Annotated in this window: 13 protein-coding genes; 6 read left to right on the top strand and 7 right to left on the bottom strand. The window is 66.0% G+C overall.

What is annotated here, in order from left to right:
* Positions 1–110 precede the first annotated feature (110 nt).
* The 4 genes from BA190_RS15035 to hutC form a co-directional block, all read right to left on the bottom strand.
* A complete protein-coding gene (locus BA190_RS15035) occupies positions 111–1,142 on the bottom strand; it encodes an ABC transporter substrate-binding protein (RefSeq protein ID WP_068288668.1) in 1,032 nt (343 codons plus the stop codon).
* A 33-nt stretch (positions 1,143–1,175) separates the two neighbouring features.
* A complete protein-coding gene (locus BA190_RS15030; RefSeq protein WP_068288666.1) occupies positions 1,176–1,946 on the bottom strand; it encodes an ABC transporter permease in 771 nt (256 codons plus the stop codon).
* A 163-nt stretch (positions 1,947–2,109) separates the two neighbouring features.
* Positions 2,110–2,898: an ABC transporter ATP-binding protein gene (locus tag BA190_RS15025; RefSeq protein WP_068288664.1), complete on the bottom strand. Its 789-nt coding sequence runs from the start codon at positions 2,896–2,898 to the stop codon at positions 2,110–2,112.
* A gap of 128 nt (positions 2,899–3,026) precedes the next feature.
* A complete protein-coding gene (hutC, locus tag BA190_RS15020; protein ID WP_068288662.1) occupies positions 3,027–3,764 on the bottom strand; it encodes a histidine utilization repressor in 738 nt (245 codons plus the stop codon).
* A 201-nt stretch (positions 3,765–3,965) separates the two neighbouring features.
* Here hutC and hutI point away from each other — a divergent pair, with 201 nt between their 5' ends.
* The 4 genes from hutI to BA190_RS15000 all read left to right on the top strand — a co-directional run bounded on the left by hutI (position 3,966) and on the right by BA190_RS15000 (position 8,284).
* A complete protein-coding gene (gene hutI / locus BA190_RS15015; protein WP_068288660.1) occupies positions 3,966–5,183 on the top strand; it encodes an imidazolonepropionase in 1,218 nt (405 codons plus the stop codon).
* Entirely contained in the window at positions 5,180–6,727 is a 1,548-nt protein-coding gene (gene hutH, locus BA190_RS15010; protein ID WP_068288657.1) for a histidine ammonia-lyase, read from the top strand. The genes hutI and hutH overlap by 4 nt, the downstream gene beginning before the upstream one ends.
* Positions 6,724–7,551: an N-formylglutamate deformylase gene (gene hutG, locus BA190_RS15005; protein ID WP_068288654.1), complete on the top strand. Its 828-nt coding sequence runs from the start codon at positions 6,724–6,726 to the stop codon at positions 7,549–7,551. The genes hutH and hutG overlap by 4 nt, the downstream gene beginning before the upstream one ends.
* Before the next feature lie 157 nt (positions 7,552–7,708).
* Positions 7,709–8,284 carry a HutD family protein gene (locus BA190_RS15000; protein WP_068288651.1) on the top strand — a complete coding sequence of 192 codons (576 nt, stop codon included), beginning with the start codon at positions 7,709–7,711 and terminating at the stop codon, positions 8,282–8,284.
* Positions 8,285–8,297: 13 nt separating this feature from the next.
* Here BA190_RS15000 and BA190_RS14995 read toward each other — a convergent pair whose 3' ends face one another.
* Positions 8,298–8,432 carry an entericidin A/B family lipoprotein gene (locus BA190_RS14995; protein ID WP_068288645.1) on the bottom strand — a complete coding sequence of 45 codons (135 nt, stop codon included), beginning with the start codon at positions 8,430–8,432 and terminating at the stop codon, positions 8,298–8,300.
* 285 nt (positions 8,433–8,717) lie between these two features.
* Here BA190_RS14995 and BA190_RS14990 point away from each other — a divergent pair, with 285 nt between their 5' ends.
* Positions 8,718–9,992: a hemolysin family protein gene (locus tag BA190_RS14990; protein ID WP_068288870.1), complete on the top strand. Its 1,275-nt coding sequence runs from the start codon at positions 8,718–8,720 to the stop codon at positions 9,990–9,992.
* A gap of 60 nt (positions 9,993–10,052) precedes the next feature.
* Here BA190_RS14990 and BA190_RS14985 read toward each other — a convergent pair whose 3' ends face one another.
* Positions 10,053–10,541 (bottom strand): DMT family transporter, encoded by a 489-nt coding sequence (locus BA190_RS14985; RefSeq protein ID WP_068288643.1) that lies wholly within the window; start codon positions 10,539–10,541, stop codon positions 10,053–10,055.
* Between the two features lie 83 nt (positions 10,542–10,624).
* On the opposite strand from BA190_RS14985, the gene BA190_RS14980 reads away from it, so the two are divergent.
* On the top strand, positions 10,625–11,530 hold the full coding sequence (locus BA190_RS14980) for a LysR family transcriptional regulator (protein ID WP_068288868.1): 906 nt from the start codon (positions 10,625–10,627) through the stop codon (positions 11,528–11,530).
* 172 nt (positions 11,531–11,702) lie between these two features.
* On the opposite strand, the gene BA190_RS14975 is transcribed toward BA190_RS14980, so the two are convergent.
* Positions 11,703–13,367, bottom strand: a complete 1,665-nt coding sequence (locus tag BA190_RS14975; RefSeq protein WP_068288641.1) for an NAD(P)/FAD-dependent oxidoreductase — start codon at positions 13,365–13,367, stop codon at positions 11,703–11,705.
* Positions 13,368–13,586 lie beyond the last annotated feature (219 nt).

Below are 13,586 nucleotides of genomic sequence, written 5' to 3'. Positions count from 1 at the left end.
TGTCATAGCCGGGCTCGGCCCGGCTATCCAGAAGCCCCGATCGACACAATCCGAGGTTGGATGGCCGTGTCCGGCCCGCTGACAAAGCTCTCGCCTGCCCGGCCGCGCCGTCAGATCTTGGCCGCCTTGACGAAAGCCGGATCGAAGGTCTTCTCGTAGGGAACGTCGGCATTGGCGAGTTCCGGGTCGAGGGCCTTGAGCGCATTCATCATCGACTCATAGCCATCCTTGGTGACCATGCCGTCCGGTGAATACATCTGCCGCGAATTCTGGAACGCCTGCATGTAGAGGTCCCGATTGCCCAGCAGATATTCCTTCGGCACGAGATCGGCGACATCCTCGGGCTTGGCCTGGCCGAGCCACTTCAGGGCCTTCATCATGGCATTGACCACGCGCTGGGTGGTCACGGGATTCTCCTGCGCGAAAGACTGCTTCAGATAGACCGTAGCCGCAGGATTGGTGCCACCGAACAGGGCCTTGGTGCCCTCCTCGGTACGCGTATCGAGCAGGATGGCGATATCGTCGTCATGCTGCAGCTGGCTGATCACCGGATCGAGATGGGAGAGGCCATCGATGCCGCCGTTCTTGATGGCGGCGACGGCACTGGCGCCGCCGCCGATGCCGATCTGGGCGACGTCGGCCGAGGTGAGGCCGTTCTTCTGCAACGCATATTGCAACAGGAGAGCAGTGGAGGATCCCGGCGCCGTCACGCCCACCTTGCGGCCCTTGAGGTCGGCGATGGTCTTGATCTCGCCGGCTAGGCTCTTGCGCACCGCGATGACGATGCCGGGAAAGCGCCCGAGATCGCAGACGGCGACGATGTCCTGCCCCTTGTTCTGCATGCGGATGGTATGCTCATACGCTCCGGTCACCACATCCACCGAGCCACCGACCAGGGCCTGCAGCGATTTGGAGCCGCCGGCGAAGTCGTTGATGGTGACGTTGAGCCCTTCCTCCTTGAAGAAGCCCTTCTGCTCGGCCACGGTCAGCGGCAGATAATAGAGCAGCGGCTTGCCGCCAACGCCGATGGCGAGGTCGGTTTTTTCGGGCTTGGCGTCCTCGGCGAAGGCCGGCAGCGCCCCGCCGAACGAGGCGCCGAATGCCAGGCCGGTGGCGCCGATCAGAAAAGTTCTGCGTTTCATGATTTTTCCTCCCAATTCGATTTCCAATATGAATTAGCCGCGCCAGACCAGCAGGCGGCGCTCCACCGCTGTCATCAGCCAGTCGACGATGAGAACGAAGGCCATCAGCACGAACATGCCGGCGAAGACACCGGTGACGTCGAACACGCCCTCGGCCTGCTGGATGAGGTAACCCAGGCCCGCCGAGGAACCGAGATATTCGCCGACCACCGCGCCGACCACGGCAAAGCCGACGGAGGTGTGCAGGCTGGAGAACACCCAGGACATCGCCGAAGGCAGATAGACATGGCGCAGGAGCTGGCGCTCGTTCATGCCGAGCATGCGGGCATTGGAGAGCACGGCCGGGCTTACTTCCTTGACGCCCTGATAGACGTTGAAGAAGACGATGAAGAACACCAGGGTGAAGCCGAGGGCCACCTTCGACCAGATGCCGAGGCCGAACCACAGCGCGAAGATCGGCGCCAGCACCACGCGGGGCAGCGCATTGGCGGCCTTGACATAGGGGTCGAAAACAGCGGCGACCACGGGCTGGCGGGCGAACCAGAAGCCGAGAATGATGCCGCCCAGAGCACCGGACAGGAAGGCCAGTGCCGATTCAGCCAGGGTGATCCATAGATGATACCAGATGGAGCCATCGCTGAACCACTCCACGATCCGCTTCCACACGCTGAGCGGCTCGCCGAAGAAGAAGGCCACCGTCTTGGGCGAGCCGAACAGCGACGTCGTCGAGGCCAGGTGCCAAAGGGTGATGCCGACGACAGCGACGAGCACCTGCAGGGTGAGCAAGACGATCTTGTTGTTCATTCGGGTCCCCACGACGGCCGTTTCATACAGGATGCGTAAAGGCTGATCCGTCATTGCGAGCGCAGCGAAGCAATCCAGCTGCCATTAAGCAGGAGCTCTGGATTGCTTCGCCGCGCTCGCAATGACGAATGATCGATCGAATTCATGAGAAAAAACCGCCAAGCTAGCTGTAGGCTTTCATCACCTCGTCGCGCAGCGCATCCCAGATGTCGCGATGCAGGCGGATGAAAGCGGGGTCATGGCGGATTTCCGCAATGGCGCGGGGCCGGGGCAGAGGTACGCTGAACTCCCCGATGATGCCGGCCTTCGGGCCGGCCGACATGATGACGATGCGATCGGCCAAGGCTATCGCCTCGTCGAGGTCGTGGGTGACGAACATCACCGCCTTGCGATCTTCCGACCACAGCTTCAGCAGGAGGTCACCCATCACCAGCCGGGTCTGGGCGTCGAGCGGCCCGAAGGGCTCGTCCATCAACAGCAGCTTGGGATTGCGGATGAGCACCTGCGCCAGGCCCACGCGCTTGCGCTGCCCGCCGGACAGCATGCGCGGATAGCGATCGCCGAAGCGGGCGAGGCCGACCCGTTCCAGCCAGGTTTGCGCCGCCTGCCTGGCCTTTTCCGCGGGCGTGCCGGCGACCTCCAGGCCGATGGCGACATTCTGCAGGACGGTCTTCCAGGGCATCAGCGATTCCTGCTGGAAGAGGTAGCCGGCCTGCCCGTTCAAGCCCTTGAGCGGCTTGCCGAAGACCTCGACGCTTCCGGCGACCGGGATCAGCAGCCCGGCCGTAGCATTGAGCAGCGTGGACTTGCCGCAACCCGTCGGCCCGACAATGGCAACGAATTCATGCTCCCCCACCGAGAGGTCGACGCCAGCGACGGCATCGAAGCGGGAATCCCTGCTCGCGAATGAAATCGAAACGCCCTTCAGCGCAACGGCTTGCGCTGCGCTCATGCGGCCTCGGCCCTTCTCATCTGCGGTCCTCCCGGATTGGTCCTACGAGTCGGCTTTGTGCGAACTCTATACCGCGACAGCAAGCAACGGCCAGCCCCGCGAGCAGGCTGGTCAGGAGCAAGGCATGGTCAGGACGGCGAGAAACGCGCAACGAGCTGATGGCGGTCGCCCGGATAGGTGAAGCGCACCGCCGTGACGAACTGGTCGCCGCGCCAGGTCCGCCGCTCCACCACCAGGCAGGCGTCGCCGGGCTCGAGCTTCAGCACGGCCGCCTCTTCCCCGCGGGCCGCCGCGGCCTTGATGTGGTGTTCGGCCACCGTCCAGGGCACATGCCCCAGGAGCCATACACCCGGCGGCTCCCGGGTAAAATCGGCCTCCTCCGCCAACGGTACAGCCTCAAGATCGATCAGGCGCTCCTCCAGGCAGAACGGGCTGTCGCCGGCGAAATGGCGGCAGGTCAGCGCCAGCAACGGCTTGGGGCCCTCCAACGCGAATGTCAGGCGTTCCGCCGGCGTGGGCCGGCGCTGGCGACGTTGCAGCAATTCGAAGCGATAGGGCAGGCCTAGCGCGGTCACCTCCGCCTCGATGCCGTGAATGGCGAGCACGGCGGCCTCGCTGCGCGGCTGGGCCACGAAGCTGCCCGCCTTGCGCCGGCGCTCGATCAACCCGGCGGCAGCAAGCTGCGTCAGCACCTTGTTCACCGTCATGCGCGAGCAGCCATAGATCTCGGTCAGCTCGGTCTCGAAAGGGATGCGATAGCCCGGCGGCCATTCGCCCGAAACGATGCGGTGCTCGATATCGCCGAGGATGCGCTGATGCAGCGTCTGCGCCTTGGCATCCAGCTCGAGGGGGGCTGTCTCGTTCATCAAAGGCTCCCGCCGCGATATGGCCCCATCCGGGCGAGCGCCGCAATTTCGAAGACCTCCGCTTCCTTAGCCATTGCCGCCTCCCCCGCCAAGTTCTGCTTTCCCGCCCAAGCCAATCGGCACTAAACTTTCATCATTCCACTTGCGCGTCAATTAATATGTCTATACATGTTCCCGCATAATAGCAGGGTGGAGAGATCGATGGCGACAGACAGCCAAGGGGGTCGTTTGTGGCGCAATGCGCGCCTGGCAACCCTGGTCGGGGATGACCTCGGCATCGTGGAACGGGGAGCCGTGCTTGCCGAGGGCGAGCGCATCACCTTCGCCGGCCCCGAGAGTGACCTGCCGGCCGGTATGCGCGACAAGGTCGAGACCATCGACCTCGAAGGGCGCTGGATCACCCCGGGCCTGATCGACTGCCACACCCATCTCGTCTTCGGCGGCGACCGGGCGCATGAATTCGAGCTGCGCCTCAAGGGCGCCAGCTATGAGGAGATCGCCCGGGCGGGCGGCGGCATCGTTTCCTCGGTCAACGCGACGCGGGCCGCCAGCGACGATGAGCTTCTCGCCAGCGCCCTCCCCCGCCTCGACCACCTGATCGCCGAGGGTGTCACCACGGTCGAGGTGAAATCGGGCTATGGCCTGGAAACCCGCACCGAGCTTGCCATGCTGAGGGCCGCCCGCCGGCTCGCCGAGGCGCGCAAGGTGAATGTCTCGACCACCTTCCTCGGTGCCCATGCCTTGCCCGTCGAGGCCAGGGGCGACAAGGACGCCTATATCGACCTCGTCTGCCGGGAGATGCTGCCCGCGGTGGCCGCCGAAGGCCTCGCCGATGCCGTGGACGGCTTCTGCGAGGGCATCGCCTTCCTGCCCGAGCATATCAGCAAGGTCTTCGACGCGGCGAAGAAGGCGGGCCTGCCGGTCAAGCTCCATGCCGACCAGCTCTCCAACCTGCACGGCGCCAAGCTCGCGGCCGATTACGGCGCGCTGTCGGCCGATCATCTCGAATATACCGACGACGAAGGCGCCGCCGCCATGCATGCGGCGGGCACGGTCGCGGTAATCCTGCCCGGCGCCTACTACTTCATTCGCGAGACCAAGCAGCCGCCCATCGCCGCCTTCCGGGCCCACAAGGTGCCGATGGCCGTGGCGACGGACTGCAATCCCGGCACCTCGCCGCTGACCTCGCTGCTCACCACCATGAACATGGCGGCGACCCTCTTCCGCATGACCGTCGACGAATGCATCGCCGGCGTCACCCGCAACGCCGCCAAGGCGCTCGGCAAGGCCGACGACATTGGCACGCTCGAAGCCGGCAAGCAGTGCGATCTCGCCATCTGGGATATCGAGCGCCCGGCTGAACTCGTCTACCGCCTAGGTTTCAATCCGCTACATCAACGCATCTGGAGAGGCCAGTGACCAACCCCGTTTTGCTGCGTCCCGGCAGCGTTTCGCTCGCACAATGGCGCGCCATCTATGACGGCGCGCCCATCAGCCTGGACGAAGGCTGCCGCCCGCTGGTCGAGGCCGCTGCCAAGGCCGTCGCCGACATCATCGCCAAGGGCGAGCCGGTCTATGGCATCAATACCGGCTTCGGCAAGCTGGCGAGCGTGCGCATCGAGAATGCCGACCTCGCCATCCTCCAGCGCAACATCGTGCTCTCGCATGCCGCCGGCGTCGGCGAGCCCCTGCCGGTCGAGGTCGTCCGGCTGATCATGGCACTGAAGCTCGGCAGCCTCGCCCAAGGCGCTTCGGGCGTGCAATGGTCCACCATCACCATGCTGCGCGACTGCCTCGCCCGCGATCTCATCCCGGTCGTTCCCGGCCAGGGCTCTGTCGGCGCTTCGGGCGACCTGGCGCCGCTCTCCCACATGACCGCCGCCCTGACCGGCGTCGGCGCCTTCTTCGTCAAGGGCGAGAAGGTCGAAGCCACCGAGGCGCTCAAGCGCGCCGGGCTGTCGCCGCTCGTGCTCGGTCCGAAGGAAGGCCTGGCGCTGCTCAACGGCACGCAGGTCTCCACCGGCCTGGCGCTGGCGGGTCTGTTCCAGGCCGAACGCGTGTTCCAGGGCGCTCTGGTGACCGGCGCGCTCTCGACCGACGCGGCCCGTGGTTCTGACGGCCCCTTCGATCCGCGCATCCACAAGGTCCGCGGCCACCGTGGCCAGTCCGAAGTCGCCGACACGCTGCGCGCTTTGATGGCCGGCAGCGCCATCCGCGCCTCCCATCTCACCGGCGACGAGCGCGTGCAGGATCCCTATTGCCTGCGCTGCCAGCCGCAGGTGATGGGCGCCTGCCTCGACCTCCTGCGCCAGGCCGCTGCGACGCTGACGATCGAAGCCAATGGCGTCACCGACAATCCGCTGGTCTTCACCGATACGGGCGACGTGATTTCCGGCGGCAATTTCCATGCCGAGCCCGTCGCCTTCGCCGCCGACATGATCGCCATGGCGCTGTGCGAGATCGGCTCGATCAGCGAGCGCCGCATCGCCATGCTGGTCGACCCGGCTCTTTCGGGCATCCCGGCCTTCCTCACGCCCAAGCCCGGCCTCAACTCCGGCTTCATGATCCCGCAGGTCACCGCCGCCGCACTGGTGTCGGAGAACAAGCAGCGTGCCTTCCCGGCCAGCGTCGACTCGATCCCGACCTCGGCCAACCAGGAGGACCATGTCTCCATGGCCTGTCACGGCGCCCGCCGCCTCCTGGAGATGAGCCGCAACACCGCCAACGTCATCGGCATCGAATATCTCGCAGCCGTGCAGGGTTGCGATTTCCATGCACCGCTGAAGTCGAGCGAAGCGCTGGAAAGCGCCCGCGCCACGCTGCGCGCCGAGGTGCCCCACCTTTCCGACGACCGGCATTTCGCGCCCGACATGGCCGCCGCCACCGCGCTGATCTGGAGCGGCGCGGCGCAGAAGGCCGCCGGCCTCAAGACTTTGGCCAGCGTGGTGGAGGGCACGGCATGAGCCGGCCCGATTGGCTCGAGATCCGGCAGGGACAGGCACCACTGCTTGTCTCGCTGCCGCATACGGGCACGGAGATCCCGGCCGCGATCGAAGCGCGGCTGGTCTCGCCCTGGCTCGCCCGCAAGGACACCGACTGGTGGATCGAGACGCTCTACGACTTCGCAGCCGGGCTCGACGCCACCATCGTGCGCACGCCGATGTCGCGCACCGTCATCGACGTCAACCGCGACCCGTCCGGGGTTTCGCTCTACCCCGGCCAGGCCACCACGGAGCTGTGCCCGACCACCAGCTTCGACGGCGAGCCGCTCTACAAGGACGGCGAGGCCCCCGGCGCGGCCGAGGTCGCCGAACGGCGCGCCCTCTGGTTCGATCCCTATCACCAGGCCCTGGCCGACGAAGTCGCCAGGCTTAGGGGACGCCATCGCCACATCGCCGTCTACGACTGCCATTCGATCCGCTCGGTTATTCCGCGCCTGTTCGAGGGCACGCTGCCGCAGTTCAACATCGGCACCAATGGCGGTGTGACCTGCCATCCGGCGCTGGCGGAAACGATCGAGGCGCTCTGCCGCTCCAGCGGGCGCGAGACCGTGATGAACGGGCGCTTCAAGGGCGGCTTCATCACCCGCAGCCTGGGCCAGCCCGACAAGGGCGTGCATGCTGTGCAGATGGAACTCGCCTGCCGCTCCTATATCGACGAGCCGCTCGGCCCGGTCGGCGAGGCCAACTGGCCCGTCGCCTTCGATGCCGCCTATGCCCAGCCCTTGCGCGAAACGCTCGGCAGCATCCTCAATGCCTGCCTGGTGTTCGCCAGGGCGTTGAAATAGGGCGTTTTCGAAGCTTGGGGAAGCCGCTGGCACGCGCTCTGCCGCCTCCCACCCTTACCCCTAGTCAACTCTCTTGAGTTGACTAGGGGTAAGGGTGGGAGGCGGCGCGACCTCGATCAATAAATGACCCTGTAGACCGCCCCGAATGGACCCTGCCATGAAGCTGATCCGTTTCGCCGACCTCACGCCGAAGCCCTGGAAGAATGGCGGCGGCACCACCACCGAGATCGCGGTTGCGCCGGAGGGCGCCGGCTTCGACGATTTCGACTGGCGCTTGTCGGTGGCGGAGGTGGCGAGCGACGGCCCCTTCTCGCTGTTCCCTCAGATCGACCGCACCTTGACCCTCATCGAGGGCCACGGCCTCGACATGTCGATCGAGGGGCGCGAGGCAATGAGGCTGACCCCGGCCTCCGCTCCCCTGGCCTTCCCCGGCGATGTGCCCGTCACGGCCAGCCTGGTCGACGGCCCCATTCGCGACTTCAACGTGATGACCCGGCGCGGGCGGTTCAGCCATCGGGTGGTGAGGCACGATCTGGCATCCGGACGGCTGGCATTGCCGCAGGACGGCTTGCGGCTGGTGGTGGCGCTCAGCACCGGCCCGGTGCGGATCGGCGCAGCGAGCCTCGACCTCGGCTTCGGCGATGTCCTCGCCTTCGAAGCGGGCGATACGGGCAGCATCGAAGGAGCGCTGCCCGTCTTGTCGATCGGATTACTGCCCGCGACGACCGGCTGAGGCCGGCGCGAACTCACTGCACCGCGTGCTTGACGGCGCGGCCGGTGGCCTTCACGTCCCGGCCGACGCCGGTGACCGTATTGGCGCAGGCGGTCAGCGTGAGGGCGGACACCACGAGAGCAACGATCGCGAAGGAAATTTTTGACATTCGTTCATTCCCCGAATTGGCTGTGCCGACAATGGCAACAACACGGGAATCGTTATGCCATATTCGCCGGCTTTGCACAGCCGGACTTTTCCTTCCCAAAGGGAATATCAATCCTGTACTTGCCTATCCTGACGCTCCCGTGAGACAGGCGGCGGTCCCCGGAATGGCTGCCATTCCCAGCGGGCCAGGCCGCCCCTCTATCCCAAGCCCGCCGATGCCGTTATGCTCCGCCCCCTCGAAGCGGCCCGACATTCGTCGCGGGCATGCAACCCCCTCAAAGGCACCTTGTTCCTCGACATTGCCATCATCGTCTTCCTGACGCTTCTCAACGGCGTCCTCGCCATGTCGGAACTCGCGATTGTCTCCTCCCGCCCAGCCAGGCTGCGCGCACTCGCCGACCGCAAGAAGCGAGGCGCGGCCACCGCGCTGGAGCTCCTGGAAAATCCCGGCCGCTTCCTCTCCACGGTCCAGATCGGCATCACGCTGGTGGGCGTGCTCTCCGGCGCCTTCTCGGGCGCGACGCTCGGTACGCGCCTTGCCGGCTGGCTGCAGGCCCAGGGCCTCTCCACCCATCTCGCCGACACGCTCGGCGTCGGCATCGTGGTGGTCGCGATCACCTATCTGTCGCTGATCATCGGCGAACTCGTGCCCAAGCAGATCGCCTTGCGCGATCCCGAGCGCATGGCGGCCCGCGTGGCGCCAGCCATGCGGCTCCTGTCGAAATGCGCGGCGCCGCTGGTCTTCCTGCTCGACATCTCCGGGCGCACCGTATTGCGGCTGCTCGGCCAGGCCGGCAAGAGCGAGGAGAAGGTGACGGAAGAGGAAGTGCGCACCATCCTCAAGGAAGCCGAGAACGCCGGCGTGCTTGAGACCGCCGAGCGCGACATGATCTCCGGCGTCATGCGCCTGGGGGACCGCAGCGCCCGCTCGCTGATGACGCCGCGCCGTGACGTCGAGGTGATCGACCTCTCCGATTCCGCCAAGACGATCATGGCGCAACTGCGCGCCACCAGCCGCTCGCGCCTGCCCGTGCAGGACGGCGAGGACGACAACATCATCGGTGTCGTCACCGTCAAGGACCTGTTCCAATCCCAGCTCGATGGCCGGGCCCTCAATGTGCGCGACCATATTCAGGCCGCGCCCATCGTGATGGACACCAATGAGGCCCTCGGGATGCTGCCCTCGCTGCGCTCCTCGAGAGCCCATATGGCGCTGGTTTTCGACGAATACGGCCATTTCGAAGGCGTGATCACCGCCAATGACGTGCTGGAGGCCATCGCCGGGGTCTTCCAGGACGACGACGAGGACGAGCCGGCCATCACCATGCGCTCGGACGGCTCCTACCTGGTCTCGGGCTGGATGCAGGCCGACGAACTGGCAGAGACCCTGGCCATGCCGATCGAGCGGGGCGACTACGAAACCGCCGCCGGCTTCATCCTGGCCGAACTCAACCGCCTGCCGCAGACGGGCGAGAGCTTCGTGCGCGATGGCTGGCGCTTCGAGGTGGTCGACCTCGACGGCCGGCGCATCGACAAGATCCTGGTCTCGAAGGAAGCCTGAGGCAGGAAATCCTTCTCCCCTTGCGGGAGAAGGGTGTTCGCGCCGCTTCCTGCTCGCCTCTCAACGTGCCTCGGCGGCCGCAAGCGCGGCGGCGTTGGCCCATTGCGTCACCACCATGCCGCCGATGATGAGCAGCACGCCGGCAAGGCGCGCCGGATTGACCGGCCTTGCTGCAAAGCCCATCAGGCCGAAATGATCGATCGCCAGCGAGGCGATCATCTGGCCGGCGATCACCGCCACCATGAAATTGGCGGCACCAAGCCGGGGCGCCAGCAGGAGCGCGGCGGTGATGTAGATCACACCGGCCAGGCCGCCCGTCCAGATCCACCACGGCCCTTTCGACGCCGCGTCGATGGTGGGGGCCGAGACGCGGAAGGCCGCCATCACCGGCAGGACCACCGCGATGCTCACCGCCAGCGAAACCAGGGTGGCCCAGAGCGGATGGCCGAGCAGGCGGCCGAGCGTGGCATTGGCCCCCGCCTGGAACGGCACGACCGCGCCTGCGATCAGGGCCGGCAGCAGCAGAAACAGGGAAGCGGGGTTGGTCATGGCGGTCTCCTTCAGTCGCCGAAGACCTAAGCCATGCTCAATTCAGATGGAAATTCCGATTTCCTATCCCTATTATGCAGCATATGAATAATCTTGCCGGCATCGACCTCAACCTGCTCACCGTGCTCGAGGCCCTGCTGGCGGAGCGCCATGTCTCGCGCGCGGCCTTGCGTCTGAACAAGAGCCAGCCGGCCGTCAGCCATGCCCTGGCGCGGCTGCGCCTACTGCTCGACGATCCCCTGCTGACGCGCCAGGGCGGCAGCCTCAGGCCGACGGCGCGGGCGCTCGAGATCCAGCCTCATCTGAGCGAGGCGCTCGACCGCATGCGCCATCTGCTGGCCCCGGCCGGCTTCGATCCTTCGAGCGAGCAGCGCACCTTCCGGCTGGCGATGTCGGACTATGGCACCGTCGTGCTGCTGTCGAAGCTCGTGCCGCTGCTGCAGGCTGAGGCACCGCGCTGCAACCTCCTCGTCACCCAGGCGAGCCGGGAGGCGATGGCGGCCCAGATCCTCGATGGAGAAATCGACATTGCCTTCGGCGTGTTTCCCGATCTCGGCGAGCAGTTGGCCCGCGTCCTCCTGTTCGAGGACCGCTATGTCTGCCTCGCCGATGGGGCGGGCCTGCCGCCCTCCGGCGGGCTCGACCTTGCTTCCTATCTCGCCCGCCCACATGCGCTGGTAGCGCTGCGCGCCGATGTCGAGAACGAGATCGACCGCACGCTCGCCGCGCTTGGCCACAAGCGGCGGATCTGCCTCACCCTGTCGCATTGGGGGGTGGCGCCGCGCCTGATCGCCGGCACGGACATCATCCTCACCGTGGCGCTCGGCATCCTGCCGCCCTCGATCGAGGCCGACGGCCTTTGCCTGTTCGAGCCCCCGTTCGCCCTGCCTGCCGTGCCCTTCACCCAGATCTGGCATCCGCGTCGCCAGGGCGATCCCGCCCATCAATGGCTGCGCGAGCGCATCGCCGGGTTTTTCCGGGAGGAATAGCCTGGTGTGCCGATCTCCCGATCGGCGTTCCAGAACGTTTCTTCGTCTTCCTCCGGGAAATGGCATGGCCGGCCCAAAAAGATGCCGATCCGGAGGTCGGCACACCGTGGTTCGATCGCCCGTTCCAGCCAGGCTGGCGCAGGGGAACGCACCCTGCCGGCAGCCTCTCTCCTCAATCCCCGAGATCGACCGGCTTCAGTGTGGGATAGAGATCGCCGGGGCCGGGATTTTCAGCCGGAGAGCGCCCGCCGAGATGGGTCATCACGCCCCACACAGCATTGAGCGCCGTCTGCACGGCGCCCTCGACCCAGGCCGGCGTCCAGCTCACGCCGTCGCCGGCCATGAAGATGCCGCGCTGGGTCTCCGGCAGGTCTGCCTGCATGAAATGACCGTACATGCGATGATTGTAGCGGTAATGCCCCGGCAGCGCCCCCTTGAAGGCGCCGAGAAAGTTCTCGTCCGCCTCCCAGCTCACGCAGATTGGAGAACCGATGATATGGCTGGCGATGTCGAGCCCGGGATAGATCTTGCCGAGAGCCGAAAGGGCGAGCTCCACCCGCCGCTCGGCCGGCAGCGGCAGCACCTTCAGCGCATCCGTCATCCAGGAATAGGACAGGCAGATCACGCCCGGCTTGCCCTCGCCATTGTCGAACAGATAGGTGCCGCGGGTGATGCGGTCGGTCAACGTCATCGACAGCACGTCGCGGCCGGTGGCCGGATCCTTGTCCTTCCAGAACGGGCGGTCGACCATGATGAAGGTCTTGGCCGCCTGCATGTAGCGGGTGCGGTCGAGCGCCATCCACAGCTTCTGGTCGAACAGGTTCTCCTCGGCGGCGATCGAGGTGGTGAGCAGATGGCTCTGGCAGGTGACGACCACGGCATCATAATCGTCGCGGTTGCCCCATTGGTCGATCACGGCAAAACCGCCCTTGCGATTATGGGCGATGGCCTGGGCCCGCCCTTTGGTGGCGCCGGCATTGAGCCCGGCCAGCGTGGTGCCGGCGGGCCAATGCGCGAGCTTGTCCGGCGCCTTCTGCCACAGGCCCTGCGCCACCTGCTCGACCCCGCCGACGACATAGCGCTGCTCGTCGTCGAAGGCACCGAGATTGACGCGCAAAATCTCCAGCATCGAATTGGGGAAATCCGAATCCCAGCCGCCGGTGCCGAAGCCGACCTGCCCGAACACCTCGCGATGGCGGAAGGAGAGCTTGCGGAAGGCCTGGGACGACACCACGAAATCGTAGAAGGTGCGCTCGTCCCAATCGCGCACGATCGGATCCCAGATCTCCTTGATGCGCTTGGCATCGCGTGCCCGCATCGCCGCCTGTAGCGCGGAGAACTGCGCCCCCTCTTCCAGGGCCTGGTGATAGGCGTCGGCGACCTCCCTGTAGAGCGGCGGCAGATCGTCCAGCGTGCGGGCATAGAGGGTCTCGCCCTCCAGGTCGATCACGGTGGAGCCGGCCGCCGGCGTGAGCGGATTGGGAAAGGGCCGCGTCTCCAGGCCGAGCTTGTCGACATAGTGATAAAAGCCGCGCGAGGAGATCGGGAAACGCATGCCGCCGAGCTCGGCGATGATGCCGTCCGTGCCCTCGAAACGCTGCGAGCGCAGCCGCCCGCCGAGCCGCGCCGATTCATAGAGCACGGGCCTGAGACCGAGGCGCATCAGCTCATAGCCGGCTACCAGCCCGGCCGCGCCCGCCCCGATGATGGCGACCCGCTTGCCATGCTTGTCGGCCGGCACGGCGCCGAGCCCGGCCGGATGGGCCAGCCACGCGTCATAGGCAAACGGGAAATCCGGCCCGAAGGCACTGATGGCATCGGAAGGGTGGTTCGGCATGGTTGTTTCCCTGCTGGCATGATGGGCACCGGAAAGGCGCACGCCATCATGCGCGAGGCAGGGGAATAGGGGAAGTGGGGTGATTTGGGGAGGGGGTGGAGCGAACTGTCGGAGCCGAGATAACGCAAGAGCAAATTTCTGCATTATGAAATTATTTAATGTACAGAAAAATTGGTTGTATACTGCAGCGAATCCGATAATGAGCGTTGGCTGACATAA

This window comes from Labrys sp. WJW (genome assembly GCF_001676615.1).
Classification (GTDB): Bacteria; Pseudomonadota; Alphaproteobacteria; order Rhizobiales; family Labraceae; genus Labrys; species Labrys sedimenti.
Note: the sequence above shows the minus strand (reverse complement) of the source record. Positions and strands in the feature narration are given on the sequence as shown.

What these genes read in the sequence shown, in the direction of transcription:
- hutC (WP_068288662.1), bottom strand. Translation starts at nt 3,764, where the DNA reads ATGAACGAGACAGCCCCCCTCGAGCTGGATGCCAAGGCGCAGACGCTG.
- BA190_RS15030 (WP_068288666.1), bottom strand. Translation starts at nt 1,946, where the DNA reads ATGAACAACAAGATCGTCTTGCTCACCCTGCAGGTGCTCGTCGCTGTC.
- BA190_RS15025 (WP_068288664.1), bottom strand. Translation starts at nt 2,898, where the DNA reads ATGAGCGCAGCGCAAGCCGTTGCGCTGAAGGGCGTTTCGATTTCATTC.
- BA190_RS15035 (WP_068288668.1), bottom strand. Translation starts at nt 1,142, where the DNA reads ATGAAACGCAGAACTTTTCTGATCGGCGCCACCGGCCTGGCATTCGGC.
- BA190_RS14985 (WP_068288643.1), bottom strand. Translation starts at nt 10,541, where the DNA reads ATGACCAACCCCGCTTCCCTGTTTCTGCTGCTGCCGGCCCTGATCGCA.
- BA190_RS14975 (WP_068288641.1), bottom strand. Translation starts at nt 13,367, where the DNA reads ATGCCGAACCACCCTTCCGATGCCATCAGTGCCTTCGGGCCGGATTTC.
- hutI (WP_068288660.1), top strand. Translation starts at nt 3,966, where the DNA reads ATGGCGACAGACAGCCAAGGGGGTCGTTTGTGGCGCAATGCGCGCCTG.
- hutG (WP_068288654.1), top strand. Translation starts at nt 6,724, where the DNA reads ATGAGCCGGCCCGATTGGCTCGAGATCCGGCAGGGACAGGCACCACTG.
- BA190_RS14980 (WP_068288868.1), top strand. Translation starts at nt 10,625, where the DNA reads ATGAATAATCTTGCCGGCATCGACCTCAACCTGCTCACCGTGCTCGAG.
- BA190_RS14995 (WP_068288645.1), bottom strand. Translation starts at nt 8,432, where the DNA reads ATGTCAAAAATTTCCTTCGCGATCGTTGCTCTCGTGGTGTCCGCCCTC.
- BA190_RS15000 (WP_068288651.1), top strand. Translation starts at nt 7,709, where the DNA reads ATGAAGCTGATCCGTTTCGCCGACCTCACGCCGAAGCCCTGGAAGAAT.